Genomic DNA, 26,837 nt, shown 5'->3' on the forward strand with positions numbered 1-26,837 from the left:
TCTCGGCCGACCGCCCGGGCAGTATTAGGCTGGTGCCGTGCACAGGATCGCAGGATGGTGGGACGGCTTCGAGTTGTGGGTGGCGGGGTTGCCGTTCATCCCGCAGTTCGTCGTGGTGCTGGTGGGCATGGTCCCGATCAGCTTCGCCATCGCCTACGTGCTGGATCGAGTGCTGCGGGTTTCCCTGCAGCTGCTCGGCCGCAATAGCGACGCTGTGCCGACCCTCACGGCTGAGGATGTGGTGACCGCGGAATCCGCCCTGATCCCTGAACTGGTCGGGCCGCCCGTCCCGATGCGCGAGACCGCGCAGAGCGGGGCGCGCTGATGCCGCGTTCCCGGGTTCAGCTCGCCCTCGTCGCTCTGCTGGTTCTCATCGTCATCGCGTGGTTGTTCACTCGCTGACATTGTGCGGGGCCAACATGTCCCTACAGCGATCGTCTGAACGACCCCGCTGGACAGCTCTGCTGTCTCACCGGTGCAGGCCGAGCGCTGCCGAACAACCTGCCCACGGGCCCCAGCCCTGAGCGGCGAGTACCTGCTCGGCGACGGCGATCTGCTGTTCACGGGTGGCCTTGTCGGCAGTCGGCGCGTATGCGGCACCGCCATATGCGGCCCATGTGCCCGGCGAGAACTGTAGGCCGCCCTGAAACCCGTTGCCGGTGTTGATATTCCAATTGCCGCCCGACTCGCACGCGGCGAGGTTGTCCCATTCCTGATCGGTAGCGGCGGACGCTTGGCCAACGTATGCCATTCCGGCTCCGCCGATGATCGCGCTGGTGGCGACGATCTTCTTGAGTGGGGTGCCCAGAGCGCTCATATCGCAGTTCCTTTCGAGTCAGCAAACCTGATACAGGTGTCCAAGCATGAAAGGTGATCACTGGAGCTTTGGCCGTTCGAGTGTGTGCTGCACGCCGTGAGCTGATGTGGCAGTCCAGCGGTATCGTGTCCGCATCGCAATACAACCGATGTCATGTCTCAACCAGCTGGCAGCCTGCGATTGGACGATACAAAGCCGCAACCGACCGACCAGAATGGGCGGTGTGTACGCGCGTAAAAGCGGCATGGTGTGCCCAGTGGACCGGCCGCGAGGGGCCACACGCAGCGCACGCTAATGCCCGGTTTCCGTGCGCGTATCGGTTACCGCGGGAGCGGAACGGGCACCGACCGCGCGGACGGTGGTTTGCGCCCAGCCGTCACTCGTCGGCCGAGTTGTCCCGATCGGTGCGCCAGTCGTTGAACCGCTTGCCGATCTTGGAGACGGTCGCGCCGACCTCGTGACCCACCGTGCTCACCGCTGATCCGACATCGCGCCCCAGATTGCGCACGGTGCGGATCAGCGGGTCCTCGGATTGGTCGAAGTTCTGCCGGTAGGTGCGCGCGGCTTCCTTGATCTCATCGCTGATCTTGGTGTTCTTATCGTGTTCGCGGCGCGGGTAGTCGCCGCCGAGCATGCGGTTGTACTCGCCGGACTGGATCCAGCGGCGCAGCTCCGCGGCCCGCAGCACCGAGAACGGATGGCTCTGCAGCTCTAGATTGAGCAGCTTGAGCACGCCGTCGCGCAGATCGCCGGAGCGCTCGTAGTCATCGGCCTGCTGCAGGAACGCGCCGTGGTTCATCTCCTTGATCCAGGTGCCGCCCGCGGTCTTCATATGCACCCGCACCGACGCCTCGACATCCTGGCCGCACAGCAGCCCGGCACGGTCGCCGGAGAGTTCGGACTTGCGGCTCCATTCCATCAGCGCGGCCACGATCGCGCGCAGGGCCCAGCCGCCCACCGGCATCCAGCCCAGATTGGCCGAGATGCGCAGCAGATGCATGAGCATGGTGCGGTACACCGCGTGTCCGGACAGCGCGTGCCCGAGTTCGTGGCCGACGATGAAGCGCAGCTCCTCGGTGTCCATCAGATCGATCAGCCCTGTGGTCAGCACGATGAACGGCTGGTCCATGCCGATGGTGAAGGCGTTCACATGCGGGCTCTGCAGTACGAACATCTCGGGTGTGGTGCGCGCGTCCAGGATCTCCACACAGTCCTGACGCAACTGGTGCAGCGAGCGGAACTGGCGTTCGTCCACCCGCACCGCCGTGGCGAGGTAAAGCAGCCGATGCTGGCGTTCCTGAAGCAAACCGGACAGGGTACGCAGAATGGTGTCGAACCCGGCGAGTGAGCGCAGCGTCACCAGGGCGGTGCGGTCGGCGGGATGTTCCCACGCGCGAGTGCTGATATCGGGGAACCGGGTGCGTACCCGGTCCGGGCTGGTAGTCATGGGATGAAACCCCCCTCTTCCTGGAACTTTGTCGGTTTTTGCCGCCTGCAAGCGGATAGCTGGCGTTGATTCGAATTGGTGACGTTTCCTCTGCTACAGTCTGCCCGTGTCTTCGAGTGCCGTCCCGCAGGTCCGCCATGAATTGGCGTTGATCGCTGTCGGCAATCTCGCGGTCGCGGACATTCTCTGTCGCTGATCGGCGCCGGGCACTGCTGTGCACCCATCTTCTCTCTAAACTGGCGCGCAAGCTTTTTCGCAGCAGTGTCCGAACCCCAACGACCCCTCGGTCGGTAGTCGTGCCGCAGTTCGACCGTCGCGACCCCTCGTCCACGCCGCGCGGCGGAGCGCTCAGGAAAGGTTCCACCCATGTCACCCAGGTCCTTGTTGTTCGGATCGTCCCGATCGCACCGTCGCCCGATGGTCGCCGCGCTGACCGCGGTCGCCGCCGTCGTGCTCACCGCGTGCGGTGGCGGAGCCAGTGACACCGTGGGCGGTGGTGGGGCCGACGGCAGCGGCGGCACGCTCAACCTCTACGCCTACGCCGTCCCCAAGCCCGGCTTCGACAAGGTCGTCCCCGAATTCAATAAGACCGATAAGGGCAAGGGCGTCCAGATCAACGGCTCCTACGGCGCATCGGGCGATCAGTCCCGCAAGGTCAAGGACGGCGCCGAGGCCGATATCGTCAACTTCTCGGTCGAGCCCGATATCACCCGCCTCGTCGACGCCGGTCTGGTCGACTCGAGCTGGAATGCGGACGCCACCAAGGGAATTCCGTTCGGGTCGGTGGTCGCGATCGTCGTGCGCAAGGGCAACCCGAAGGGCATCAAGGACTGGGACGATCTGCTGAAGCCGGGCATCCAGGTGGTCACCCCGAACCCGTTCAGCTCGGGCTCGGCCAAGTGGAATCTGCTCGCCCCGTACGCGGCCAAGAGCGATGGCGGCAAGAACCCGCAGGCGGGTCTGGATTACCTGAGCCAGCTCATCTCCAAGGAGCATGTGCAGGTGCAGCCGAAGTCGGGGCGCGAAGCGACCGAGACCTTCCTACAGGGCACCGGTGACGTGCTGCTGAGCTATGAGAACGAGGCGATCTTCTCCGAGCGCAATGGCGATCCCATCGAGCACATCGTGCCGCCGACCACCTTCAAGATCGAGAACCCGGTCGCGGTGCTGAAGAGCAGCAAGCATCTGGAGCTGGCGAACGCCTTCCGCGACTTCCTGTTCACCCCGGCCGGGCAAAAGGCCTGGGCCTCGGCCGGATTCCGCCCGGTCGACCCGAAGGTGGCCGCCGACTACGCCAAGGACTTCCCGACTCCGCAGAAGCTGTGGACGATCGCCGACCTCGGTGGCTGGAAGACCGTCGACAAGGAGCTGTTCACCCCGAACACCGGAACCGTCGCGGTCATCTACGACAAAGCCACCAAGTAACTCGGTGCGCTGAAATACCCCGCGGCGTGCGCGACCGGCCCGGAAGAGGCCGCTCGTAACCACAAAGGGCCTCGCGTGCGCCGCACATCTACACGGGATACTGGACGACTGTGACAGAAAGCAGCAGCACCGGGATCGGGCACGCGCCCGATCCCGGTGGCTTCGAAGACGCGGGGGAATCCGCGCCCAAACCCACGAGCCGAAGCTGGTCGTGGCTGCGGGTGACCGGTTCGGTGGGTCCGCTCGGCATCGCCACCGCGGTGCTGTGGCTCAGCATTATCGTGCTGCTACCACTGGCCGCGCTCACCGTCACCTCATTCGACGACGGCTGGTCCGGGTTCTGGGATGCCATCACCGCGCCCGCCGCCATCGATTCGCTGCGCATCACCGTTGTCGTCTCGGTGGTGGTTGCGGTCATCAATGTGCTGATGGGCACGCTCATCGCCTGGGTTCTGGTGCGCGACGAATTCCCAGGTAAGAGCATCGTCAACGCGCTCATCGACCTGCCGTTCGCACTGCCGACCATCGTCGCCAGCATTGTGCTGCTGTCACTGTACGGGCCGCAGAGTCCGATCGATATCCACCTCAACGCCACCCAGCCCGGCCTGGTCGTGGCATTGGCGTTCGTCACATTGCCGTTCGTGGTCCGCTCGGTGCAGCCGGTGCTCATCGAGGCCGACCGCGAGGTCGAGCAGGCCGCGCTGTCCCTCGGCGCGGACAACTGGACCACCTTCCGCCGCATCGTCCTACCGACCCTTGCACCCGCCATCATCAGCGGCGGCGGTCTCGCCTTCGCCCGCGCCATCGGCGAATACGGTTCGGTGGTGCTGATCGGCGGCGCCATCCCGCGCAAGACCGAGATGGCCTCGCAGTACATCCAGAAACAGATCGAGATCGACCGGCCGGTGAATGCGGCCGCTGTTTCGGTCGCGCTGCTGGCCGTCTCGTTCGCGACCCTGCTGGTGCTGCGGCTGTGGGCCGAGCGCACCGCACGCAAGGAGCAGGAGGCGCAATGAATCTGTCCTGGCCGACCCGTATCTCGCTGCGCACCGTTGCGCTGGGCTACCTGTTCGTACTGCTGGTGCTGCCGCTGATCATCATTCTGTGGCGCACCTTCGAAAAGGGGATCGGTGCGTTCATCGACTCGATCTCCACACCGGCGGCGATCTCGGCATTCCAGCTGTCGATCCTCATCGTGGCGATCGTGGTCCCGGTGAACGTCGTCTTCGGCATCGTTACCGCGATTGCCCTGGTACGCGGCAAGTTCCCGGGCCGCACCCTGGTGCAGGGCATCGTGGATCTGCCCTTCGCCGTCTCGCCGGTGGTGGTCGGCGTCGCGTTGATCCTGCTGTGGGGTGCGGACGGCTGGTTCGGCGGACTGGAAGACTTCGGCTTCAAGGTGATCTTCAACCTGCCCGGCATGGTGATCGCCACCATCTTCGTCACGTTGCCGTTCGTGGTGCGCGAGGTCGAGCCGGTGCTGCACGAGATCGGCGATGATCAGGAGCAGGCCGCTGCGACCCTCGGAGCCTCGCGCTGGCAGACGTTCTGGCGGATCACCCTGCCCGCCATCCGCTGGGGCCTGACCTACGGTGTGGTGTTGACCGTCGCGCGCGCACTCGGCGAATTCGGCGCGGTGATCATGGTGTCCTCGGCGCTGCCGGGTAAATCGCAGACGCTGACGCTGCTCGTACACGGTCGATACATCAACGACCACAACACCTTCGGCGCCTACTCCGCCGCCACCCTGCTGATGGGCCTGGCCCTCGTAGTCCTTCTGTTGATGACCCTCCTCGAACGTAAGCGGGGCACCAAGTGATCACCGTGACCAATGCGAAGAAGAACTACGGTTCCTTCGCCGCCCTGAACGATGTCAGTATCGATATCCCGTCCGGGGAGCTGACCGCACTGCTCGGCCCGTCGGGTTCGGGCAAATCGACCCTGCTGCGCTCGATCGCGGGCCTGGAGTCGCTGGACTCCGGCGTCGTCGCCATCGCGGGCAGCGATGTCACGCATGTGCCGCCGCAGAAGCGCGATATCGGCTTCGTATTTCAGCACTACGCCGCGTTCAAGCACATGACCGTGCGCGATAATGTCGCCTTCGGACTCAAGATCCGCAAGCGCCCCAAGGCGGAGATCGCCAAGCGCGTGGACGAACTGCTCGGCATCGTCGGCCTCGACGGCTTCCAGCACCGCTATCCGGCCCAGCTCTCCGGCGGCCAGCGCCAGCGCATGGCACTGGCACGCGCGCTCGCCGTCGACCCGCAGGTGCTGCTGCTCGACGAGCCGTTCGGCGCCCTCGATGCCAAGGTGCGCGCCGATCTGCGCATCTGGCTGCGCCGCCTGCACGAGGAGGTCCACGTGACCACCGTGCTGGTCACTCACGACCAGGAGGAGGCGCTCGACGTCGCCGACCGGATCGCGGTGATGAACAAGGGGCGCATCGAACAGGTCGGCAGCCCGGAGGATGTCTACGACCGTCCCGCCAACGAATTCGTCATGTCCTTCCTCGGCGCGGTGGCCCGGCTCAACGGGCATCTGGTGCGTCCGCACGATATTCGGGTCGGCCGTGACCCCAGCATGGCGCTGGCCGCGCACGAGGGCACCGCGGAATCGGCGGGTGTCACCCGCGCCACCGTGGAACGCGTTGTGCATCTGGGTTTCGAGGTGCGCGTGGAACTGCGCAATGCCGCCACCGGCGATCTGTTCGCCGCCCAGGTGACCCGCGGCGATGCCGAGGCATTGCGGCTCAGCGACGGGGAAACCGTCTACGCGCGGGCCACTCGCATTCCGGAACTGCCTGCCGGATAAGGGCGAATTCGACTCCGCTTTATCGGCCGGATTTCTGTGTGGGCAAAATCCATACCCATTTATGGCGTGTCGAAACCGAACTCTGCTTTCAACTTCTCATATCGTGCTGAATGCGAAACACGCGCTAGTGGGTTCCGGTGGGTTATCGGAACGCTATCCGAAGTGAGCTATTCGCAATGGTCGTCGAACGCGGCCCGGATAACCGATATCCGGCCGCCCGATCGCAGCCTGCTCGACCTGCTGTCGGTAGGTCAGGGCTCACGACGCAGGTCGTGTGCAGGTGGCGAGGAGTTGATCGATCGCCATGTCAATTCGAAGACAGTTATTTCCCGCGCTGGCCATTGCCAGTGTCGCGGTGATAATCCAATCCGGTTCGGCCACGGCTGCACCACCACCCGGAACGCCCGCAGTGCGCGCACCGGATGGGCCGGTGATCATCGAGATTCCGGTGGATTCGCCCGAAGTGGCCGTGCAGAGCCCGGAATCGGTGGGGAAGCCGATCCCGAACTCCGCTACCAGCCGTACCCTCGCGCAGTTGCTGCCTTACGGAATCGTGGGTGATCAACTGCATTTCACGCCGAATCCGGAGCAGTGGGATAACGCGCGAACGATTGTCGGGGTGGTCCAGCGCCGCGGCCTGCCCGCCTATGCGGCGGTGGTCGCACTGGCCACCGCACTACAGGAATCGATGCTGCGCAACCTGACCGAGCCGGTCGATCACGACTCGCTCGGGCTGTTCCAGCAGCGTCCCTCCGCGGGTTGGGGTACGCCGGAACAGCTCATCGATGCGCGCTACGCGACCGCGCGATTCCTGGACGCATTACTGGTCAACGCGCCGGACTACCTGGCGATGCCGCTGTGGCAGGCGGCGCAGGCCGCGCAGCGTTCCGGCGTTGCGGTGGCGTACGCGCGGTGGCAGGAACAGGCCGCGCAGATGGTGCTGCGGTTGCTCGGGCCGGAGCAGGGACCGGTGCCGCGCGCGACATACGCGGCGAATGCTCAGGCGGTGCTGCAATGTTGCTGATCAGTCGCCAACGGCCGCAAAGGTTTTGTTTTCCCACACCGGAATCGGACACGAATTCCGGTGCGGGGAGTCGGAACTCGGGCGAGTGCGAGATTCGATCGCGGCGCCTTGGCGTGCACGGACTGGTCAGTATCGATAAGCCTCGCCAACCCGCTTGTGGCAGCTGTCCGGCAACCATTGATCAGGGGAGCTGCAAGGAGGTGTTTGTGCATGTAGAAACGTGTGGCGATAGCTGAGATGGCGGAGTCGGCATCGGCCGGCGAACGCTATCGGGTCATCGTTGAATTTCGGCGCGCCGTAATGGGATCCGACCATGATCGCCGCGCGCGTGGCCACCGTGCAGCTGAGCCGGGTTCGGTGCTTTGCTGTGCAACCTGTGTCAGTACCGGCGGCATGCGGACAATCGTATGTCCGGTGGTTGGCAGGCGGGTCGCGGAGTGGTTGCGTGAATAGGGTTCGAAGCAAATCGGCTCGGCGATCAGAGGATTGCGATGGCGGTTGGTCTTGGTTTGAGCATCGGCACGGTGAACACGGTTTCCGCGCTCGCGGAGGAGGGTTCGGCCAAGGCTCCCCCGGGGCGCCGCTCCGCCGCCGAGTGCTCACCCGCCATCACCCGTCGCACCACCCTCGCCTTCGACAGCACCGGCATGGCCCGAGTCGGCATGATTCCGCGGCACGGGCGCGCGATCGCCGAATTCGCCGACCTGGGTCAGTGCAAGGCCACGCGGGCAAGGGTCGGGCATCGGGCGCTGACCGCCGCCGATCTGATCGCGGTCGTCGCGGACTGTCTGATCACCGAGGCGCGCCGTGATCGCCGGGCGGCCGATGCCGGGGTCACGCTGACACATCCGGCGGGCTACTCCGAGGGGCAGGTGGGGGAGCTGCGCGCGGCTTTGGACGCGATCGGCCTGGGGCAGGTCGCGCTGGTCGCCGAACCCGTCGCGGCGGCGACCTGGCTGGAGGTCGAACGCGGTCCGCTGATGCCGGGCCTAGCGCTGGTCTATGACCTGGGTGGCGCCAACCTCGATATCACTTTGGTGCGGGTCGGGCCGGGCTGTCCGCGCAATCCGATCGTCGGGGTGCCGATTCGTTCATCGGAATTCGGCGGCCGCGCCTTCGGCGCGCTGGTCGCCGCGCGGGCCGGGAGTAGCACCGCCGCGGCCGCTATCTCCAGTGCGACCGCGGATGAGTTGCGGGCCAACCACATTCGATCCTCACTGGAGTTGGTGTACCGCTGCCTGCGGATGGCCGATGTGACCATGGCCGATGTGGACTGTGTCCTGGTGGTCGGCGGCGCTGCCCGCCCGGTCGAGGTGTCCCAGGTGCTCGCCGGTGAACTCGCGCGTCCGGTGATCACGGCGCCGGATCCGGAGCGCACCATCGCCGACGGCGCCGCCATCATGGCGCGTCGCGCCGCTGCTGCGGCGGAGGAGGCGGCCGGACATCACCACCGACGCAGACATCACGGCGCGCACCGCAGAGCGACGGCGCGGGCCCTCTTACTTTCCCGGCGCACCAGGCGCCGCTTGACCCGGGTGGTGATCGCGGCGGGAATGTCGGCCGCTGGGGTGGCGCTCGCGCTGGTGCTGCCCGCCGACGCGGTGGTCGCGGGGTTGTCGCAGCTCGGGCTGCGGTAGCGGCATTCCCGGCGGCGAGCCGCACCGTCGCCGGGGATGCCGATTATGTGCCAGGTTGACGTGACTCCTCGTAAGTGTAACTATGGGATACATTAAACATGTCCCACGAGGAGAGGCAGTGACGACGATGTCTACAGCCGTGACGCCCGCAGTCGATCCCGATCTGGCGAAGGCGCAGGAGTATGCCGCCAAGCTGCTGCTGCTCTCCGAGGGCTCGGTGAACAAGCACTTCGACCCCTTCGAGGACATCGACTGGGACAACCCCGACTTTGCCGCCGATGCCGGAGAAGAGCGCTGGGTCCTCCCGGTATCCGGTGATGCGCTCGGTCGCCACCCCTGGTACCAGGCGCTGCCGCTCGACCGCAAGATCGCCATCGGCAAGTACCGCCAGGCCAATGTCGCCAAGGTCGGTCTGCAGTTCGAATCCATCCTGATCAGCGGCATGGTGACGCACAGTTTCGGCCTGCCCAACGGCTCGCCCGAGTTCCGCTACTGCTCCCACGAGATGATCGAGGAGCACAACCACACCCTGATGTTCCAGGAGATGGTCAACCGGATCGGGATCGATGTCCCCGGCATGGGCCCGCTGGTGCGCAAGTTCAAGTACATCGGCGCGCCGGTGGCCGCGCTGTTCCCGAATCTGTTCTTCATGGCCGTACTCGCGGGCGAGGAGCCGATCGATCACATTCAGAAGGCGATTCTGCGCTCGGGTGAGGAAGTGCATCCGATCATGCGTGGCGTAATGGCCATCCATGTCGCCGAGGAGGCGCGCCACATCTCCTTCGCGCACGAATTCCTGAAGCAGCACGTGCCCGATGCGAATGCGTTCAATAAGCTGGTGCTCTCGGTCGCCATGCCGATCGTCATGTGGATTCTCGGCCGCTCCATCTACACACCGCCCCGGTCGTTCTTCCGGGAGTTCGATATCCCGGATGCGGTGCGCAAGGAACTGTTCTATGGGTCGGAGCAGGCGAAGCAGGAGTTCAGCGATTTCTTCGGCGATGTGCGCACGCTGGCCAATGACATCGGCCTGATGAGCCCCATCGGCAAGGCGGTGTGGAAGCTGCTGAAGATCGACGGCCACACCACCCGCTACCGCTCCGAGCCGTTGCGCACGGCGAAGGCTGGCTGACGTGCCCTACGTCGTCACGCAGTCCTGTTGTAGCGACGCGTCCTGCGTATACGCCTGCCCGGTCAACTGCATTCATCCCACGCCCGATGAACCGGACTTCCTGACGGCGGAGATGCTGTACGTGGACCCGCAGGCGTGTGTGGACTGCGGTGCCTGCGCCACGGCGTGCCCGGTGGATGCCATTACCTCGTCGAAGAAGCTGACCGACGAGCAGAAGCCGTTCATCGAGATCAATGCCGACTTCTATCGCCAGACGCGACCGCGGCCGCTACTCGCGAAGCCGGTACCCGCGGCCGAGATCCGCACCGAGCGCCAGCCGCTGCGGGTGGCGATCATCGGATCGGGGCCCTCGGCCATGTATGCGGCCGATGAATTGCTGACCCAGCCCGATGTCACTGTGACGGTCTTCGACCGACTTCCGGTACCCCATGGGCTGGCCAGGTACGGCGTCGCACCGGACCATGTCAAGACCAGGCAGGTCAATAAGCTCTTCGACATCATCTCGGCGCAGCCCGGTTTCGGGTCGTATCTGAATGTCGTAGTGGGCAAGCATATTTCGCATGCCGAGCTGCTCGCGCACTTCCATGCGGTCATCTACGCGGTCGGCGCGTCCGCGGATCGCAAGCTCGACATCACCGGAGAGGGGGTGGCGGGCAATGTATCCGCCACCGACTTCGTCGCCTGGTACAACGGACATCCCGATCACGCGGGGCGGACCTTCGATCTGTCGCATCGCCGGGCCGTCATCGTCGGCAATGGCAATGTGGCCCTCGATGTGGCGCGCATTCTGGCCAGTGATCCGGAAGTGTTGGCGGGTACCGATATCGCACCCCATGCGCTGAAAGCCTTGCGGGAGAGCAAGATCGAGGAAGTGGTCATCCTCGGTCGCCGTGGTCCGGCCGAATCCGCCTGCACCGTCCCGGAGCTCGTCGGTCTGCTCGGCGCCGATGTCGATATCGCCATCGAAGGTGAGCTCCCGGAGTTGACGGAGGGACTGCCGTTCCAGGTCGAGCAGAAGCTGCGGCTGTTGCGCTCCGTAGCGACTGCTCACAGGTCGCTCGAAAGGGTCGGCGCCTCCGAGCGGCCCTTCGGTGCGCGCAAGCGGATCGTCTTCCGGTATCTGGCCGCGCCCACCGAGATTCTCGGCACCGATGCGGTGACCGGTATCGAAGTGAGCCGCAATGTCCTCGTCACCGATCCGGACGGTCGCGTGCGTGCCGTCGCGACGGGGGAGACCGAGCGGCTGGATGCCGGGTTGGTGCTCACCTCGGTCGGTTATCGCGGTATGGCATTGCCCGGCTTGCCATTTGACGAACAGGCCGCCGTTATCCCGAACCGCAATGGTCGGGTGCTCGAGCAGTCCGGCGGCGCGGTGCTGCCGGGTACGTATGTCACGGGCTGGATCAAGCGCGGCCCCACCGGGTTCATCGGTACCAATAAGTCCTGTGCGCAGGAGACTGTTCGGCAGCTGGCCGACGATTTCAATGCGGGGCGGTTGCGTGAACCCGTCGGCGGCGCGATGGACTTCGACCACTTGGTGCGCGGCCGTCGGCCCGCGGTGGTGGCCAGTGGTGCCGTGGTGCGGACCGGTAGGATGCGCCGCCTGCTCGCCCGCGTGTGAGCGGTCGCGGCGCATTCGCGCCGATGACGCATTGGTGATGCGTAACAGTTCTTGCCCCCCGCCGACATGACATGTGCGAGGTAGGGTCCGAGGGATGATCGGCACCTCGGCGTTCGGGCATGCGATGAGGGCGTGCGCCGCGCCGAGGTGCCGGTTGGCGAATTATCTGGCGGTGAACCCGCCATCGATCGCGAGCGCCGCGCCGGTGATGAAACTGGCCTCATCGCTGAGCAGATAGGCGCAGAAGGATGCGATCTCCTCCGGCTTGCTGATCCGGCCGAGTGGATGCAGTGCGGCGATGGCGGCCGCACCCTCGGGTGTCGCACCCATCGAATTGCGGAATGCCGGAGTGTCGACCGCGCCGGAGACCAGCGCGTTCACCCGCACGCCCTGGTCGGCGGCCTCCAGTGCAACCGCACGGGTCAGCCCGACAACACCGTGTTTGGCCGCCACATACGGCGCCACCGAACCCATGCCGACCACGCCCAGATTCGAGGCGTTGTTGAGAATTGCGCCGCCACCGGCGGCGACAATGGCCGGAACCTGGTGCCGCAGACCGTAGAACACGCTGGTCAGGTTGAGTTCGAGATCGGCGCGCCAACCCGCCTCGTCGATCTGTGCTATCGGGCCGAAGGCATTGACGGCACCCGCGTTGTTGAAGGCGGCGTCCAACCGTCCGTATTCGGTGAGCGCCGCCTGCGTCAGGCGAGCCACATCGTCCTCGACGGTGACATCGGTCGGCACGAAGACCGCCCGGCCTCCCGTCGCGCGGATATCGGCCGCGAGCTGTTCACCCGCGTCCTTACCGCGAGCGCCGAGCACCACCGCCGCGCCCTCGGCCGCCGCCCGCAGCGCCACTGCCTTGCCGACACCCGAACTCGCTCCGGTGATCAGCACGACCTTGTCCACGAAACGTGTAGACATCGTTTTCGTTTTCCCTTCTCGTCCTTGCGATTTCATGTTCGATGAGGTGGGCGGGGTCTCGGCTCGGCCGCGCGCTTCGTCATCGCTCGACCCAGTCAAGTCGTTGGCGGATCATGCTGCTGGCGCAAAACGGTCATGGCGTTTGACGCGTCATGACTAGCGACGCGGGGCGGCCATGCAATGAAATGCCTAGTGCTGGCAACTATTCCGTTACCGACCAGTCGGTGTGTGTTGTCGCTTCTGCGCGGTTTCGATGATCGTCTATCGCGCACGGGCCGATCGAGGTCGTCGGTTGGGTTACTGGGAGGTAGCGGAATCTGGCCTACCGCAGTGAAATCGGGTATTGGTTGCGAAACGCCGATCGTCCAGGGGACTTAATCGCGTTTGTTCGAGCCATTTAGCTGGGAGTTTGAATCTTCATCAACGGAAGTCGAACGTTTCATATCAATTAGGCATCCCATTCGATCCGATAGCAGCTAACCTGTGGGAGCTGTTTGGGAAGCGACCGCGGCCACATGGATCTCCTATGTGATGGACGTGGTCTCGGTGCGTTGACGGGATAGCGAATGACGACAAGTCTGGGTTTCAGCATCGGTTCAGTGAACTCGATATCCGCCATGGTGACCGGTGAGCGATCATGGTCATCGGTGCGGCCGCGCCGCACGGCGGTGACGTTCGACAGCGCGGGTGGCATCCGGATCGGTGGGATCCCCCAATTCACCATGGCGGTAACGGATTTCGCCGATCTGGCGCGGGACCCGGAGCCGATGATCGTGGGTGGCCGACTCTGGTCGCCCGCGAACCTGGTCGCCGCAGTGGTGAACGGCCTGCTCGAATCGTTCCCGCCGACCGTGGGCGCGGTAGCGACCTATCCCGCATGCTATTCCGATAAGCAGCTGTCGCTGCTGCGACAGGCGCTCAACTTGGCCGGGGCCGCGGATGTGATGCTGGTGCCCGAACCCGTCGCGGCCGCGGAGTGGCTCGAACACGAGCGCGGGCCGCTGGAGTCGGGTTTCGTGCTGGTCTACGATCTCGGCGGGGCCAGCCTCGACGTCTCAATGGTCCGGGTCGGACCGGACTGGGACGATCATCCGATCGTCGGAAGGTCCGTGCGCTCCTACGATTTCGGCGGCCGTCCGCTCGGTTCGATGATCGCGCGGTATGCGCGGGTCGCCACGCCCGGCGATAACGGGTCGATGCTGCAGATGACCTCGATCGTCGATATCGGGGGGCTACGCACCCAGCACATCCGGGATTCCTTCGACGTGGTCCGCGAGTGTGTGGAATCGACGGGACGCAGCCTGTCCGATGTCGACTGCATCCTGCTGGTCGGCGGCGCGACCCGTCCCGTCGAGGTCGCGCGCACCATCGCCGAACTCGGGCGTCCCGTGGTGATGTCGACCGATCCGGGCCAGACCGTCGCCGTCGGTGCCGCCGGCTATGCCGCCCGCAACTTCGCCCCGGTGTCGACGGGCGGTCGGCATCGTGCCCCGAAGGTCGCCGTATTCTCCAGTGCCGCAGTGGCATCCGCGGTGGCGGTATCGGCCGTCACGGTATTCGGCGGCCCGACCATCCCGGAGGGGCCGTCCCTGGTCGACGCTTTCCCGCATGGTCGGCACCCGATGGACAACCTGCTGTTCGAGCCCCATATCGAGGCGCTGGCCGATGCCGGTTCCGCGGTATCCAGGGCCGTCGACTGGGCGAGCAATGCCGCGGGCTTCGGCTACTCGGGTCGCCCCGCCTACGGGATCGCGCCGGTAGACCACGTGACAACGATCGGTCCGTCGGTGGCCGAGGCGCACTGGGGCAGCCACCAGAATCCGCGAAGTGGGCCGATGCAATCCGAGGGTGGCACCTACGCCAACCCGGCCCAGTTCCTGAACCCCTTACCCTTCGTCCAAACCCCGCAACCTGCCCCCGAGCTGCCCGCCATCCCCGCGGCTCCCATGCCCATCCCGCGCGTGAGCATTCCGGGATCCATTCCCGCCCCGAACAATTCGGCCCCCACCGCCCCGGCATCGCCGCCCACTGGTGGATCCGGTACCACGATCCCCGGATCCGGAACCGCAGGCACGCACGTCGGCGACATCCCGACTTCCGGCGGTCCTGCAACAGGCACCCCGTCAGGCCAAACCCCCTCCGGAACCGCGACTCCGGGTGGAACGTCCTCCGCGGACAGTTGGTCCGGCACCGCGTCGGGAAATACGCACGGGAGTACTTGGGGCGGTACGTCTTCGAACGGTTCGAGCGGTACGAAGGGTTCGACATCAGGCGGATCTACGAACGGATCGACGAGTGGTACCTCCGGTCCGACCGGCAGTGGTACATCAGGCGGTTCGACCAGTGGAAGCACATCGGGTGGCTCTCCAAGCGGCGGCACCTCGAGTGGTTCGAACAGCGGTCATACCCCGGGTGGCTCGGGTGGTTCGAACGGCGATGGTACCCAGGGGGGTTCGAACAGCGGTCATACCTCGGGTGCCCCCGGTAGTTCGAACGGTGGTGGTACCTCGGGGGCTGCGAATAGCGGTCATACCTCGGGTGGCTCGGGTGGTTCGGATAGCGGTGGTGCCTTGGGTGGTTCGGACAGCGGTGGTGGCTCGGGGGCTGCGAATAGCGGTCATACCTCGGGTGCCCCCGGTGGTTCGAATGGTGGTGGTGCCTTGGGTGGTTCGGATAGCGGTGGTGGCTTGGGTGGTTCGAATGGTGGTGGTACCTCGGGGGCTGCGAATAGCGGTCATACCTCGGGTGCCCCCGGTGGTTCGAATGGTGGTGGTGCCTTGGGTGGTTCGGATAGCGGTGGTGGCTTGGGTGGTTCGAATGGTGGTGGTACCTCGGGGGCTGCGAATAGCGGTCATACCTCGGGTGCCCCCGGTGGTTCGAATAGCGGTGGTGCCTTGGGTGGTTTGAATGGCGGTGGTGCCTTGGGCGGTTCGGACAGCAGTGGTGGCTTGGGTGGTTTGAATGGCGGTGGTACCTCAGGGGGTTCGAGCAGCGGTCATACGTTGGGTGGTTCGGGTGGCTTGAATGGTGGTGGTGCCCTGGCTGGTTCGAACGGCGGTCATACCTATGGCGGCTCGACGAGCGGCGGTACCTCAGGTGGTCCAACCAATGTCGGCGGTATGTCAGGCGGCTCAACCGGGGGTACCTCTTCCAATAGCACCCCATTCGGCGGAACCTCCTCCGCCGGTTCGACATCCGGCGGCAGCAACTCCGGCGGCAGCTTGTCCGGCGGTTCCACGTCGGGCGGGTTCGGCGGCGGGGGTGGAGCCCACAGCGGCGGAAACGCCGGAGGCAGCGGCCACATCGGTGGAAGCGGCAGAGCCCACAAGTAACCACCGCGCTCACCTCCGCCCCAAACCGAAACCCCCACCCCAAGTGACATCCCCCCAACCCCAACCCCATCCCCCCACCCAAACCCCAAACCCTCCAACATGGACCGGCACTCACCATGCTCCGGTGCAGGCAAACGCCGAGAGCGCTCCTGCACCAACGCATTCTCGGCTGATTGGACCGGTTTAGTTTGTATGACACGGAGTGTCATAGCGATGCACAATGGGTTGGTGGTCGATGGGGGTCCTCAGCTCATTGCGCTGGATATTGATGGGACGTTGCTGGTGCCGGGGGCGGCGATCAGTGCGCGGGTGGTCGATGCTGTGCGGGCTGCGGTGGCGGCGGGTGCGCATGTTGTCGTGACTACGGGGCGGACGTTGATGACTACGCGTCCAGTGCTGGAGGAGCTGGGTCTGGTCGAAGGACATGCGTTGTGCTCCAACGGTGCGGTGCACATCGATGTGGCGAAAGGGGAGCCGGTGGCCGTGCAGACATTCGATCCGGGACCGGCCGTCGCCGCCTTGCGCGCGCTGTTTCCAGAGATGATCTTCGCGGTGGAGAAGGTCGGTGTCGGCACCTGGGCCACCGGGGTCAGTCCGGGCGAATTCTCCATCGGTGAATACGTTCTCGTCGATGACGGTGCACTGAGCAGTGAGCCGACCCCGCGACTCAACGGCTGGTGGCCCGAGGGTTCCCTCGAGGAGATGCTGCGGCTGCTCGCCCAATTGCACGTACCCGGCGCGAGCTGGGTGCACGGCGAATTCGGCCCGTGGCTCACCGTTTCGCGGCGCGGTGTCTCCAAGGGCTGGGCGCTGGAGCGCCTACGCACCGCACTCTGCATCCCCCGCGCCGCCACCCTCGCCATCGGCGACGGCTACAACGACCGCGAAATGCTCCACTGGGCAGGCCATTCCGTAGCAATGGCAAACGCCCCACACGAAGTCCGCAACTGGGCACACGAAGTGGCCGCCGACGTAACCGACGACGGCGTAGCAAAAATCCTAGAACGCTGGTTCACCCCCTAACCCCACCCAACCTGAACACCCGCTCACCACGCTCTGCCACAGGCAACGCCGAGTGCGCCCCGCACCACAACATTCTCGACGACCGGAGGTAGGGGGACCCGCGGGTGCGTCCCGACCATCCACCCCCAGTGCTCACCATGTGCTGGTGCAGGCGAACGCCGAGTGCGCCTTGTACCAGGGCATTCTCGATGACTGGAGGCTGTGGATGCGCGCGGTGCGTCTCGATCGCCCACAGACTTGGACGAGTGTTCACCATGTGCTGGTGCAGGCAAACGCCGAGTGCGCCCTGCACCACAACATTCTCGACGACCGGAGGTGGGGGGATATGTGGGGGGCGGGCTGATCATTCCCCGCAGACTTGGACGGGTGTTCATCATGTGCTGGTGCAGGTGAGTGTCGAGAGGCACTGGAGTAGAGAATTCTCGGTGGCTGGGGGCGGGGTGGGAGTGGCGCTGACGCGGGCGAAGGGGGCCTGCGTCAGCGCGCATTTCGTGGCAATGCGGACGGTGCGGAGGGGGGTTAGGCGGGGTGGGTTTTGGTCAAGATGTCGAGGTAGTGGGGGTTTTGCATGATGCCGAGGATGTTGCCGAAGGGGTCTATTACGGATGCTGTGATGAAGGTTCCGTCGCCGTGGGGGGTGATGGGGGCGTATTGCTTGGCTCCGAGTGCCAGGAGGCGGTTGAAACTCTGCTGGAGGTCGTCTACGTGCCAGTGGAGGATGGCGCCGCCTGGTTGGTTCTGGGCGGCTGCGGGTGCGAATTTGCGGTTGATGATTCCGAGTTCGTGTTGGTAGTCGCCGATGCGGAATTCGTAGTATCCGCCGGGGACGGCGTAGTAGGGGGCGAAGCCGAGGACTTCGGTGTACCAGCTCTTCGCGGCCTCGAGGTCGTCGGCATAGAACGAAACGGTGGCCATTCCTCGCAACATGTTGGTCTCCTCTGATCGGGTCTTGTTTGCCTTGTGCGATCCATCTTTCGGCTCAAAGTGCTCATCAAATGAGCACTTTTTTCGGCAGAATTGTGCGCATGCGAGCGGACCGATTGGTGGCGACCCTGTTGTTGATGCAGACGCGGGGACGGGTGACGGCCGCCGAGATCGCCGCCGAACTCGAGGTATCGGTCGCGACCGCGCGCCGCGATCTGGAGGCGCTGTCGGCCGCCGGTGTTCCGGTCTATCCGCAGCCGGGGCGCGGCGGCGGCTGGTCGCTGGTCGGCGGCGCGCGGACCGATCTCAGTGGCCTGACCGAACCGGAGGCCCGCGCGCTGTTCCTGCTGGCCGGACCGTCCGCAAGCGCGGTGCCCGAGGTGAAGTCGGCATTGCGAAAGCTGGTGCGCGCCTTGCCGCAGACCTTCCGCACCGATGCCGAGGCCGCGGCCGATGCGGTGGTCATCGATCCCGCGCGCTGGGGTGAGCACGATCAGCAGCGGCCGAAACTCGTGGATCTGCTACAGCGCGCGGTCGTCGAACGGCGCAAGGTGCACATGGAGTACGAGCGGGCGGGGGAGCGCAGCCAGCGCAGCGTCGACCCGTGGGGCCTGGTCGATAAGGATGCCGTCTGGTACCTCGTGGCCGGCACCGATCACGGTCGTCGCACCTTCCGCGTCGATCGCATCGTGGATGCCGCGATCATCGACGAAATCGCCCATCGCCCAACAGATTTCGATCTGTCGACGGTATGGGAAGAGGTGGTCGGCGAGGTCGAGCAACGCCGCGCCGCGACTTCGGCCACCGCACTCGTCGCGCCGGGACTCCTGCCGATCCTGCGCAAGCAGCAGGGCCGACACTGCGAGGTGGACGGCCCGGTCGCCGACGGTCGTATGCAGGTCCGCGTCACCGCTCCGACGCCGCGCATGATCGCGCAGCAATTGGCGGGCTGGGGCGCCGAAATCGAGGTGCTCGCACCGCGATCGGTGCAGGCGGAACTGGCCGTCCTCGGTGCTGAACTGGTCGACCGGTATGGCGAATGACGGGCGAGTCTTGCAGACCGAGTCGTGCACGGCGAATGATCACCGTGCGAGCCTCCTTGCTATCGCATAAGCAGTCCGCTATGAACTGAGATCGGCTGGTTCCCGATGAATCGGCCGGTTGATTCATACGGCGTTCGAGTGATTCGGGATCGGGGAGGAGTGGGTAAGCATATGGTCCGTCGGACCTTCAAGAACGCAGGCCGCAAGATGATCGCCGGAATGCTGCCGCTGGCAGTGGCGGTCACATTCGCCGGGGTGGCTTCGGCCGACCCGGGAACCGTCCCTGCGCAACAGACACCGGCCGCGGTAGTGCAGTTGGTCGCGGAGTCGACTCCGATCCTCGAGCCGGTCGCGGCAGGGATCCCGCTGCAGAATGTTGCAACCAATCCGGATGCGGAGAACCACGATCCGCTGGCCAACGGAGCCGCCGCCGGCGCGCTCGCCGGCGCCGCCGGTTCGGGAGTTCTCGGTGCTGCCGCGTGCCTGCCCGGATTGATCGTGATGGCGATTCCGTGCGGTATCAGCAGTGCGATCGCCGGTGCCCTGTGGGGCACGGTCTTCGGCCTCCTGGTCGGCGTCATCGACCCGGATGCGGTGCCGCAGGTGCTGCCCTGACCGGGGTCTATTGAGAAGAACACCACCGGGCCGCGCCCCGAGCACATCTGCTCGGACGCGGCCCGGTGCCTGTCAGTGTGCCGGTGCGTGCGTAGGCAGACGTTCGGCCAACGCGCGGACCATCTCGGTGGCCACCACCGCATGTCCGCTCATGGTGAAGTGAATGAGGTCTTCGCTCATGACCTCCGGGCGCAGTCGCAGCGGATGGTCCCAGAACTCCACCAGGATCGCGTCATAGCGCACGGCCAGTTCGCGCACGATGTCATTGAGCGCCGACATCCGCTCGCGCATCGGCCGCATCGGCGCCATCCGCTCCGCTTCCCACACATCGGCGAGGGTGAATGTGCTGATCTGGGCCCCGCTGCGGGCCAGTGCGGCGAACAGCGCGTCGAGATCGGCTCGCAACTCGTCGAGGCTGGCGCCCGGTACGAACAGATCGTTTCCGCCGCAGCTCAGATGCACCAGGTCCGGGACGAATTCGAGGACCAGTGGCAGTTGGTCGGCGAGCACCTGCGCGGATGTCGCGCCGATGCGGCCGGTATTCAGATATGCCAGTGCGGGATTCGTCGCCGTCAGTACCGCGGCGACGCGATCGGCCCACCCGACGGTGTCATAGCCGGGACTCGGGTCGCCGACGCCCTGGGCGATCGAATCCCCCAGCACCGCATAGCGCTGCCATGGGGCATCGGCCAGCAGGTTGCGCGCCGCCGCGGCGGACAGCAGCATCGGATCACTGGCTTCGGTGCGAATATCATTGTGCATCAAGGTAACTCCTAGTTCTGCGCGGGAACGGCGAGGGGCGGAACCGGGATGCGCGCCGGAATCGCCATTACCACCGCGGCCACGGCGCCGATGCCCGCACAGACGGCGAAAAGCGTATGGAACGCGGCCAGCACATCGTCGGCATCGGCGGCGAATACCGCGGCAAGTACCGCGACACCGAGTGCGCCGCCCACCTGCCTGGCGGTCAAATTCATTCCGATACCCGCCGCGAAGCGTTGCGGCGGAAGCGAACTTGCGGCCGCCGTACCGAGGACCGTGACGACAATGCCGACACCACCGCCGCCGAGCAGTCCGGCGGGCACCCAGGCCGACCACAGGGCCGGTGTCGCGCCGAAGGAATCGGTGCTCATCCAGACGGTGGTGCCGGTGTACATCAGCGCGCCGAGCACACCGAACCAGCGCCGGGTGGTCGGTGCCGTGATGCGCCCGGCGATGGTTGCGGTCACCATCGAGGACACCGCACCCACGGTCAGCGCGGCTGCCGAACCGAGCACCGAATACTGCCAGATCGCGTCGAGGAACAGCGGACCGGCGAGCAACCAGGCGAACATGGTCGCGCCGAAGACGAACGAGGCGGCATTGGCCAGCGCATAGGGCCTGCTCTGCCATAGCTCGACCGCGATGGCCGGATTGTGGTGGCGCGCCGAACGCAGCAGCGCCGCCAGGATCAGCACCGCACCGATGCCGAGTGCGGCGAGCGTACCGGGCGCGGTCCAGCCCCACCGCTGGCCCTCGGTGACACCGGCGACCAGACCGCCGAGGCCGAGGGCGATCGCGGCCGTCCCGAGCGGGTCGGGCAGCGCACTGCCCGGCTGTCGGGTATCGGGCACCGGAATGCGCAGCCCCGGCGCGATCAGCAGAATCGCCACCGGAATATTGATCACGAATACCGCCCGCCAGCCGAACGCCTCGACCAGCGCACCACCGATCGCCGGACCCACCACGGCGGCGAAACCGCCTGCGGCAGACCAGGCTCCGATGGCCGCGCCGATCTTCTCGCGCGGCGTGACGCTGAGCACCAGTCCCAGCGCGGACGGCACCATCAGCGCCGCCGTCGCACCTTGCAGCAGACGGCCGGCGATGAGCCAACCCGCGGTGGGCGCTAGCCCGCACAGCAGGGAGGTCAGCGCGAAACCCGCCAGTGCGATCAGGAACAGCCTGCGTCGTCCGAGGGTGTCGGCGAACCGGCCCGCCGGGGTGAGCAGGGCCGCGAAGGCTATCGCATATCCGCTGACGACCCAGGTGAGCGTGGTCGTCGCGGTATCGGGGAAGTCACGCGCGATGGATGGAAAGGCGATATTGACGACGGAGAGGTCGAGAAAGGCGATAAATGCCGCGCCGCAGGCGATTACGAGCGTTCGCACGGCGGCTTTCGCGGTCGGCGGACTATCGGTCCGCGTGGACACTTCGGTCATGAGGAGATCCTTCGGCAGGAGCAGCAAACAAAACGTACGATCGTTCGTGCAATTAACGTACGACCGTACGTTCGTATTTGCAAGCGCTGAATGGAAGAATGTGGTCATGGCCGAGTCGATGAGCGCCCCTGAGCAGGACCAACGCTTGGCGAAGGGGGCGCGATCGCGGGCATCGATCGCCAGGCGCGCCGCCGATCTCGCCTCCGTCGAGGGGCTGACCGGCCTGAGTATCGGCAGGTTGGCCATCGATCTCGGCATCAGCAAGAGCGGCATCGCCACCCTGTTCGGCACCAAGGAGGCGCTGCAGGTGGCGGCGGTGAAGTCCGCCCGCGAGGCCTTCATCGAGCGCGTCATCGCTCCCGCTATGACCGAACCGGGTGGCCTGACCCGCCTGCGCGCTCTCATGGACCGCTGGTTCGACCACATCACCGACCCGACCTTCCCCGGCGGCTGCTTCCGCGTTGCCACCATTGCCGAGTTCGACAGCAAACCGGGCCACGTCCGCGACGTCATTGCCGAGGACCATGCCGACTGGCTTACCTTCCTGGCCGAACAGATTCGCCATGCCCAAGACGAGGGGCATCTCAACGGCCGCACCCCCGAAGCAGTTGCCTTCGAACTGGACGCCCTGCTCAGTGCCGCCAATACCGCTCAGCAAATGGGCGATGACCGCGGCGTCACCACCGCACGTGCCATTGTCGACGGCCTGTTCGCCTGAAGCGCAATAGCGCTGCAGTGCAACCGATTACAGCGCCTTCGTCGGGGCCGGGTCAGGATCGGCGGATATCGCGAGGGGTCGCGCCGAAGCGGCGGCGGAAGGCGGTGCTGAAGGCGCTGGCGGAGCTGAAGCCGAGTCCGGCGGCGAGGCTAGCGATGCTCCAGTGGTGATACGCCGGATTCCGCAGCCGGGCGTGGGCGAGTCGCAGGCGTTCTTCCTTGATGAGTTCGCGAGGTGTGGTGCCGCCGTGTTGCAGTGCGAGTTGGACCTGGCGCAGCGACCAGCCGAGGGCGCGGGCGACGGCGGCCGGGGTCAGTTCGGGGTCGTGGGCATTGGTGCGAATGTAGTGGCGGACTCGGGATTCCACATCGGTGAGATGACAGTGTTCGGTGGGGTGGTCGCCGGCGATATGCATGCACAGCAGCTCGACCAGCCGCTCGGATACCGCGTCGAACTGGCTATGGGTGAGGGTGTCGCGCTCGGCGACCAAGCCGGTGGCGAGGTCGGCGACCACCCGTCCGAGCCCCGAGGTGAGGTCCACCAGCGGTGCGGGTGGCGCGGCGCGGCCGAGGCGGTGGTCGACCTCGCCCCTCGGGATGGTCATGGTCAGGCCCTCGGTACCGCCGATCTGTGTGAATGCGAATGGTTGGTCGATGGTCACCAGGGCGCCGATGCCGGGCGGCATGGGGACGTGTTGGTCGTCCTGCCAGATGGTGACGTGCCCGGTCGTCGGCAGCATCAGGCGATAGTCCCCGTCGGCATCTTCGCGCACATGTCCGGCAGTGCGGTAATAGGTGACGGCATCGGCCTGCCAACCGACGATTTGGTAATTGTCCGTGCGGCGCAGCGCCACCCGTCCTCGGAAGTCGCTTCGACGGGGGAATGCGTAGCCCACGCGTCGGCGGTGGCACAGCTGGATCAGTTCGCCCCAGTAGTCGGTGCGCTCATGTGGCGCGACGGCGCTGGTGGTGGCGGTCTCGACGAGGTCGACTCCTTCTTTCATCGGCACCATCTCCCGCCCGTCGCGATCTATTGGCACGCCACATACCGGTTGGTTTGGCGCCTCCATAGAGTTGGCTCGATCCGCTGTGCGCTAAACGTGGTCCAGGACACCGACGACGTTGCGCTCAGCGACAATTTTGCTGCGCTCACCGGCAATTGGAGCCCGCCGACCGCCCCTAGCATCGTGATCTCACGATCACAGCAATAGAGGAGTACTGCGTGAGCAACGCACTGAAGATTGTCGCGTCCGGTGTGGCCGCGGCCGGAATTGCCGCCGGAGCAGCGTTTTTCGTGCCCGGTACCGCCGCGGCGGCGACGTATGGCAATCAATGCGGTGCCGGATACAACGTGATCGATACCCACGATCTGCGTGGCGGCACGATCTTCCTCACCTATAACGGCGAGAAGAACTGCGTCGTCACGGTGCGGGACCAGCCGGGTGCCGCGGTGCGCATGGCGGCCGGACTGGAATTGTCCGAGGGCAAGAAGGACGTGACCATCGACGAGGGCCAGTTCACCGAATTCGCAGGGCCGGTTTACGTTTCGGCGAAGGGGCGCTGCATCGACTGGGGCGGAATCATCGGCGACGACAAGTGGCAGATCTTCAACGTGCACTGCCAGTGAGCCACTGAGTTTCTTCGAAAGGTCATCATGCGCAAAACGAACAGGCTACTCGCGGGAATCGCCATTGCGGTCGCCTCGATCGGGTGTACCGTCGCCACCGCCGCGACGGCCTCCGCCGAACGCGGCGAAAGCGGTTGCTTCTCCTACTCGTACGAGCCCGGCACCTTTACCACCACCGTCTACTACCACAACCGCTGCGGGGTGATGCGCAAACTCACCATCTACCGCGCAAGCAACTCACCGTGCAACGACGACAAGATCGAGCTCTACATCGAGGGCGATGCGAAGGGCAATGAGGTAGTCCGCTGCGGCGACGTCACCCAAGTGGTCGGTGAGTGACCCGATTTCGCTCTCTTGGAACGCGGGCGGTGTCGGCGATTCGACTCCGCCCGCGCTGGGTCAGGCCGACAGGCTGAGGACGTCGGTGAGCGCGTTGTCATAACGGTCCCAAACGATATCGGCGAGCGCCGGATGCGAACCGATGACCGGCGCGTGCACCAGATCGGGTCCGGCCGCTGTCAGCCGATCGGTGAGCAGCCCCGGTGCGAGGAACCATGGCGCCACCAGCACGCGCTCGGCGCCTCTGCCGCGCAGGCGCGAAACCGCATGGGCGAGACCGGGGTCGGTGGTAGCGAAGCAGATCTCGGTGCGCCAGCCGGTGATCGCCGTGAGCTGGCGCGCCACCGCGGCGGTGCAGGCATTGGCGGCGACCGAAGATGAACCCACCGCCGCTATCGCCACGCCGACATTGCGATCCATGCCATCCACCGCCAGCACCCGATCACGTAGGGCGGCGATCAGCCGCGCATCGGGCCCGAGGACATCGGCTTGGGTGAGCCGCAGCCGCGGGTGGCGCAGGCGCGCGGCCGCTAGCAACCCGGGCAGGTCCACCCGTGCGTGGAAGGCGTTGCCCAATAGCAGTGGAGCCACTACGGCATGCGTATGCCCTTGTGCCGCAACCACATCCACCACCTGATCGATCGAGGGTGCGTTCAGATCGAGGAAGGCGAGCCGGACATCGAGATCCGGTCGGGCGGCGGCGATATCGGCGACAACCGCCGACATCGTTGCCGCCGAGCGCGGATCACGGCTGCCGTGCGCGACCGCGATCAGCGCCGGATATCCATCGACCGGAGTCGACAGCCGCTCGAGCTGCGCCCACATGGATCTACCGCCCGGCAGTCCCACGGCCGAGACAGCGCCGCTGCCGGGCGAAGTCATCTCAGGCTCCGACCTCGACGGCGGTCAGCACATCGCCGACCAGACCGGCGGCCAGCGTATTGCCACCGGCCGGATCGATGAGCAGGAAGCTGCCGGTATGCCGGTTGACGCGGTAGTCATCGGCGGCGATGGGTTCGGCGACGCGCACCGAGATCCGGCCGATATCGTTGAGCTCCAACGACTCCGGATTCGGTGCCGCGGTCAGGTTCTGCTCGTCGAACCGCTCGACCAGCGCACCGACAATGGCCTGCGTGGTGCGCGTGCCGTGCTTGAGCCACAGGCGCGCGCCGGCACGCAGCGGCTTATCGCCGAGCCAGCAGACGGTCGCGTCGAACGAGTCGATCGGCTCCGGCGCATCGGTGGGCGAGGCGATGATGTCGCCGCGCGAGATGTCCACATCGTCGGCCAGGATCAGCGTGACGCTGCGGCCGACCTGTGCGACGGCGAGCTCACCATCGGGCGTATCGACGCGCTCGACGGTGGAGCGAATGCCCGAGGGCAGTACCACGATCTCATCGCCGGGCGAAACCGAGCCCGCCGCGATCTGGCCCGCATAGCCGCGGTAGTCCGGATATTCGGCGGTGCGCGGCCGGATCACATACTGCACCGGAAAGCGCAGGCCGATCGCGTGCGCGCCCGAGCTGTCGGCATCGACGGGCACCGATTCCAGATGCTCGATCAGCGACGGCCCGTCGTAGTACGGGGTGTTCTCCGAACGCGACGCGATATTGTCACCGTGCAGCGCGGAGACCGGAATCCCCAGCACGTCCTCGCTCGACCAGCCGAGCGTGCTGGTGAGGGTGTTGAATTCGGCCGAGATCTGGGCGAAGACGGTCGCCGGATCGTCCACCAGGTCGATCTTGTTGACCGCGAGTACCAGCTTCGGCACACCGAGCAGCGCGAGCACCGCGGCATGCCGACGGGTCTGCTCGATGACCCCCTTGCGCGCGTCGACCAGCAGGATCACCAGCTGCGCGGTGGACGCGCCGGAGACGGTATTGCGGGTGTACTGCACATGCCCGGGGGTGTCCGCGAGCACGAAAGACCGCTTGGGCGTTGCGAAGTAGCGGTAGGCGACATCGATGGTGATGCCCTGTTCGCGTTCCGCGCGCAGCCCGTCGACGAGCAGCGAAAGATCCGGTGTGGCAAGGCCCTTGTCGACCGATGCGCGGGTGACGGCGTCGATCTGGTCGGCCAGTACGGATTTCGTGTCGTAGAGCAGCCGTCCGACCAGGGTGGACTTACCGTCGTCGACAGAACCGGCGGTGGCCAGCCTCAATAGGTCGGACATATCAGAAA

At 65.8% G+C, this 26,837-nt stretch carries 25 protein-coding genes and 1 pseudogene; 17 read left to right on the forward strand and 9 right to left on the reverse strand.

The genetic code is table 11. The features are described 5' to 3' along the window. Positions 1-37 precede the first annotated feature (37 nt). Positions 38-325 carry a hypothetical protein gene (locus ACWEO2_RS29685; RefSeq protein ID WP_452408340.1) on the forward strand — a complete coding sequence of 96 codons (288 nt, stop codon included), beginning with the start codon at positions 38-40 and terminating at the stop codon, positions 323-325. A gap of 153 nt (positions 326-478) precedes the next feature. On the opposite strand, the pseudogene ACWEO2_RS29690 reads toward ACWEO2_RS29685, so the two are convergent. Beyond that, a pseudogene (locus ACWEO2_RS29690) lies at positions 479-817 on the reverse strand (transglycosylase family protein); the annotation flags it as partial. Between the two features lie 376 nt (positions 818-1,193). Beyond that, on the reverse strand, positions 1,194-2,264 hold the full coding sequence (locus ACWEO2_RS29695) for a M48 family metallopeptidase (RefSeq protein WP_452408341.1): 1,071 nt from the start codon (positions 2,262-2,264) through the stop codon (positions 1,194-1,196). A 106-nt stretch (positions 2,265-2,370) separates the two neighbouring features. Here ACWEO2_RS29695 and ACWEO2_RS29700 point away from each other — a divergent pair, with 106 nt between their 5' ends. The 9 genes from ACWEO2_RS29700 to ACWEO2_RS29740 all read left to right on the forward strand — a co-directional run bounded on the left by ACWEO2_RS29700 (position 2,371) and on the right by ACWEO2_RS29740 (position 11,914). Next, positions 2,371-2,460: an Ms4533A family Cys-rich leader peptide gene (locus ACWEO2_RS29700; RefSeq protein ID WP_309546086.1), complete on the forward strand. Its 90-nt coding sequence runs from the start codon at positions 2,371-2,373 to the stop codon at positions 2,458-2,460. 170 nt (positions 2,461-2,630) lie between these two features. Next, positions 2,631-3,689 (forward strand): sulfate ABC transporter substrate-binding protein, encoded by a 1,059-nt coding sequence (locus tag ACWEO2_RS29705; RefSeq protein ID WP_452408342.1) that lies wholly within the window; start codon positions 2,631-2,633, stop codon positions 3,687-3,689. Positions 3,690-3,904: 215 nt separating this feature from the next. Further along, positions 3,905-4,705 (forward strand): sulfate ABC transporter permease subunit CysT, encoded by an 801-nt coding sequence (cysT, locus tag ACWEO2_RS29710; protein ID WP_452408419.1) that lies wholly within the window; start codon positions 3,905-3,907, stop codon positions 4,703-4,705. Further along, the gene (gene cysW, locus ACWEO2_RS29715) at positions 4,702-5,508 is read left to right on the forward strand and encodes a sulfate ABC transporter permease subunit CysW (RefSeq protein ID WP_355184104.1); all 807 of its coding nucleotides are present in this window, start codon (positions 4,702-4,704) and stop codon (positions 5,506-5,508) included. The genes cysT and cysW overlap by 4 nt, the downstream gene beginning before the upstream one ends. Next, positions 5,505-6,500: a sulfate/molybdate ABC transporter ATP-binding protein gene (locus tag ACWEO2_RS29720; RefSeq protein ID WP_452408343.1), complete on the forward strand. Its 996-nt coding sequence runs from the start codon at positions 5,505-5,507 to the stop codon at positions 6,498-6,500. The genes cysW and ACWEO2_RS29720 overlap by 4 nt, the downstream gene beginning before the upstream one ends. 304 nt (positions 6,501-6,804) lie before the next feature. Next, positions 6,805-7,524, forward strand: coding sequence for a hypothetical protein (locus ACWEO2_RS29725; protein WP_452408344.1), 720 nt, complete (start codon positions 6,805-6,807; stop codon positions 7,522-7,524). Between the two features lie 491 nt (positions 7,525-8,015). Continuing rightward, positions 8,016-9,161: an Hsp70 family protein gene (locus ACWEO2_RS29730; protein WP_452408345.1), complete on the forward strand. Its 1,146-nt coding sequence runs from the start codon at positions 8,016-8,018 to the stop codon at positions 9,159-9,161. Positions 9,162-9,288: 127 nt separating this feature from the next. After that, the gene (locus ACWEO2_RS29735; RefSeq protein WP_452408420.1) at positions 9,289-10,293 is read left to right on the forward strand and encodes an AurF N-oxygenase family protein; all 1,005 of its coding nucleotides are present in this window, start codon (positions 9,289-9,291) and stop codon (positions 10,291-10,293) included. Position 10,294: 1 nt separating this feature from the next. Beyond that, positions 10,295-11,914, forward strand: a complete 1,620-nt coding sequence (locus ACWEO2_RS29740; protein WP_452408346.1) for an FAD-dependent oxidoreductase — start codon at positions 10,295-10,297, stop codon at positions 11,912-11,914. Between the two features lie 162 nt (positions 11,915-12,076). Here the strand turns inward: ACWEO2_RS29740 and ACWEO2_RS29745 are convergent, their stop codons facing one another. After that, positions 12,077-12,838, reverse strand: a complete 762-nt coding sequence (locus ACWEO2_RS29745) for a glucose 1-dehydrogenase (RefSeq protein WP_452408347.1) — start codon at positions 12,836-12,838, stop codon at positions 12,077-12,079. A 599-nt stretch (positions 12,839-13,437) separates the two neighbouring features. Here ACWEO2_RS29745 and ACWEO2_RS29750 point away from each other — a divergent pair. Both ACWEO2_RS29750 and ACWEO2_RS29755 read left to right on the forward strand, forming a co-directional pair. After that, complete coding sequence (locus ACWEO2_RS29750) at positions 13,438-16,170, forward strand: Hsp70 family protein (RefSeq protein ID WP_452408348.1); 2,733 nt, start codon at positions 13,438-13,440, stop codon at positions 16,168-16,170. A gap of 228 nt (positions 16,171-16,398) precedes the next feature. Beyond that, the gene (locus ACWEO2_RS29755) at positions 16,399-17,193 is read left to right on the forward strand and encodes an HAD family hydrolase (protein ID WP_452408349.1); all 795 of its coding nucleotides are present in this window, start codon (positions 16,399-16,401) and stop codon (positions 17,191-17,193) included. Between the two features lie 519 nt (positions 17,194-17,712). Here ACWEO2_RS29755 and ACWEO2_RS29760 read toward each other — a convergent pair. Beyond that, positions 17,713-18,120: a VOC family protein gene (locus tag ACWEO2_RS29760; protein ID WP_452408350.1), complete on the reverse strand. Its 408-nt coding sequence runs from the start codon at positions 18,118-18,120 to the stop codon at positions 17,713-17,715. A 98-nt stretch (positions 18,121-18,218) separates the two neighbouring features. On the opposite strand from ACWEO2_RS29760, the gene ACWEO2_RS29765 reads away from it, so the two are divergent. Beyond that, positions 18,219-19,160 carry a helix-turn-helix transcriptional regulator gene (locus tag ACWEO2_RS29765; protein ID WP_452408351.1) on the forward strand — a complete coding sequence of 314 codons (942 nt, stop codon included), beginning with the start codon at positions 18,219-18,221 and terminating at the stop codon, positions 19,158-19,160. A 171-nt stretch (positions 19,161-19,331) separates the two neighbouring features. Beyond that, positions 19,332-19,775 carry a hypothetical protein gene (locus ACWEO2_RS29770; RefSeq protein WP_452408352.1) on the forward strand — a complete coding sequence of 148 codons (444 nt, stop codon included), beginning with the start codon at positions 19,332-19,334 and terminating at the stop codon, positions 19,773-19,775. A 72-nt stretch (positions 19,776-19,847) separates the two neighbouring features. Here the strand turns inward: ACWEO2_RS29770 and ACWEO2_RS29775 are convergent, their stop codons facing one another. Next, positions 19,848-20,537: an SGNH/GDSL hydrolase family protein gene (locus ACWEO2_RS29775; RefSeq protein WP_452408353.1), complete on the reverse strand. Its 690-nt coding sequence runs from the start codon at positions 20,535-20,537 to the stop codon at positions 19,848-19,850. Between the two features lie 11 nt (positions 20,538-20,548). After that, positions 20,549-21,973 (reverse strand): MFS transporter, encoded by a 1,425-nt coding sequence (locus ACWEO2_RS29780; protein ID WP_452408354.1) that lies wholly within the window; start codon positions 21,971-21,973, stop codon positions 20,549-20,551. A gap of 106 nt (positions 21,974-22,079) precedes the next feature. On the opposite strand from ACWEO2_RS29780, the gene ACWEO2_RS29785 reads away from it, so the two are divergent. Beyond that, complete coding sequence (locus ACWEO2_RS29785; protein WP_452408421.1) at positions 22,080-22,691, forward strand: TetR/AcrR family transcriptional regulator; 612 nt, start codon at positions 22,080-22,082, stop codon at positions 22,689-22,691. Positions 22,692-22,743: 52 nt separating this feature from the next. On the opposite strand, the gene ACWEO2_RS29790 is transcribed toward ACWEO2_RS29785, so the two are convergent. Beyond that, entirely contained in the window at positions 22,744-23,694 is a 951-nt protein-coding gene (locus tag ACWEO2_RS29790; protein ID WP_452408355.1) for an AraC family transcriptional regulator, read from the reverse strand. 218 nt (positions 23,695-23,912) lie between these two features. On the opposite strand from ACWEO2_RS29790, the gene ACWEO2_RS29795 reads away from it, so the two are divergent. Together ACWEO2_RS29795 and ACWEO2_RS29800 are read left to right on the forward strand one after the other, a co-directional pair. Further along, positions 23,913-24,317 (forward strand): spore-associated protein A, encoded by a 405-nt coding sequence (locus ACWEO2_RS29795; protein ID WP_354952868.1) that lies wholly within the window; start codon positions 23,913-23,915, stop codon positions 24,315-24,317. A 27-nt stretch (positions 24,318-24,344) separates the two neighbouring features. Beyond that, positions 24,345-24,656 carry a hypothetical protein gene (locus ACWEO2_RS29800; protein WP_452408356.1) on the forward strand — a complete coding sequence of 104 codons (312 nt, stop codon included), beginning with the start codon at positions 24,345-24,347 and terminating at the stop codon, positions 24,654-24,656. Positions 24,657-24,716: 60 nt separating this feature from the next. Here the strand turns inward: ACWEO2_RS29800 and ACWEO2_RS29805 are convergent, their stop codons facing one another. Together ACWEO2_RS29805 and ACWEO2_RS29810 are read right to left on the reverse strand one after the other, a co-directional pair. Next, positions 24,717-25,481: a sirohydrochlorin chelatase gene (locus ACWEO2_RS29805; protein ID WP_452408422.1), complete on the reverse strand. Its 765-nt coding sequence runs from the start codon at positions 25,479-25,481 to the stop codon at positions 24,717-24,719. Between the two features lie 58 nt (positions 25,482-25,539). Next, a complete protein-coding gene (locus tag ACWEO2_RS29810; protein WP_452408357.1) occupies positions 25,540-26,829 on the reverse strand; it encodes a sulfate adenylyltransferase subunit 1 in 1,290 nt (429 codons plus the stop codon). Positions 26,830-26,837 lie beyond the last annotated feature (8 nt).

It is taken from the genome of Nocardia sp. NPDC004278 (assembly GCF_053602975.1).

What these genes read in the sequence shown, in the direction of transcription:
- ACWEO2_RS29785 (WP_452408421.1), top strand. Translation starts at nt 22,080, where the DNA reads ATGGCCGAGTCGATGAGCGCCCCTGAGCAGGACCAACGCTTGGCGAAG.
- ACWEO2_RS29725 (WP_452408344.1), top strand. Translation starts at nt 6,805, where the DNA reads ATGTCAATTCGAAGACAGTTATTTCCCGCGCTGGCCATTGCCAGTGTC.
- ACWEO2_RS29765 (WP_452408351.1), top strand. Translation starts at nt 18,219, where the DNA reads ATGCGAGCGGACCGATTGGTGGCGACCCTGTTGTTGATGCAGACGCGG.
- ACWEO2_RS29730 (WP_452408345.1), top strand. Translation starts at nt 8,016, where the DNA reads ATGGCGGTTGGTCTTGGTTTGAGCATCGGCACGGTGAACACGGTTTCC.
- ACWEO2_RS29695 (WP_452408341.1), bottom strand. Translation starts at nt 2,264, where the DNA reads ATGACTACCAGCCCGGACCGGGTACGCACCCGGTTCCCCGATATCAGC.
- ACWEO2_RS29805 (WP_452408422.1), bottom strand. Translation starts at nt 25,481, where the DNA reads ATGTGGGCGCAGCTCGAGCGGCTGTCGACTCCGGTCGATGGATATCCG.
- ACWEO2_RS29810 (WP_452408357.1), bottom strand. Translation starts at nt 26,829, where the DNA reads ATGTCCGACCTATTGAGGCTGGCCACCGCCGGTTCTGTCGACGACGGT.
- ACWEO2_RS29790 (WP_452408355.1), bottom strand. Translation starts at nt 23,694, where the DNA reads ATGAAAGAAGGAGTCGACCTCGTCGAGACCGCCACCACCAGCGCCGTC.
- cysW (WP_355184104.1), top strand. Translation starts at nt 4,702, where the DNA reads ATGAATCTGTCCTGGCCGACCCGTATCTCGCTGCGCACCGTTGCGCTG.
- ACWEO2_RS29775 (WP_452408353.1), bottom strand. Translation starts at nt 20,537, where the DNA reads ATGCACAATGATATTCGCACCGAAGCCAGTGATCCGATGCTGCTGTCC.
- ACWEO2_RS29800 (WP_452408356.1), top strand. Translation starts at nt 24,345, where the DNA reads ATGCGCAAAACGAACAGGCTACTCGCGGGAATCGCCATTGCGGTCGCC.
- ACWEO2_RS29735 (WP_452408420.1), top strand. Translation starts at nt 9,289, where the DNA reads ATGTCTACAGCCGTGACGCCCGCAGTCGATCCCGATCTGGCGAAGGCG.
- ACWEO2_RS29705 (WP_452408342.1), top strand. Translation starts at nt 2,631, where the DNA reads ATGTCACCCAGGTCCTTGTTGTTCGGATCGTCCCGATCGCACCGTCGC.
- ACWEO2_RS29745 (WP_452408347.1), bottom strand. Translation starts at nt 12,838, where the DNA reads ATGTCTACACGTTTCGTGGACAAGGTCGTGCTGATCACCGGAGCGAGT.
- ACWEO2_RS29760 (WP_452408350.1), bottom strand. Translation starts at nt 18,120, where the DNA reads ATGTTGCGAGGAATGGCCACCGTTTCGTTCTATGCCGACGACCTCGAG.
- ACWEO2_RS29780 (WP_452408354.1), bottom strand. Translation starts at nt 21,973, where the DNA reads ATGACCGAAGTGTCCACGCGGACCGATAGTCCGCCGACCGCGAAAGCC.
- ACWEO2_RS29770 (WP_452408352.1), top strand. Translation starts at nt 19,332, where the DNA reads ATGGTCCGTCGGACCTTCAAGAACGCAGGCCGCAAGATGATCGCCGGA.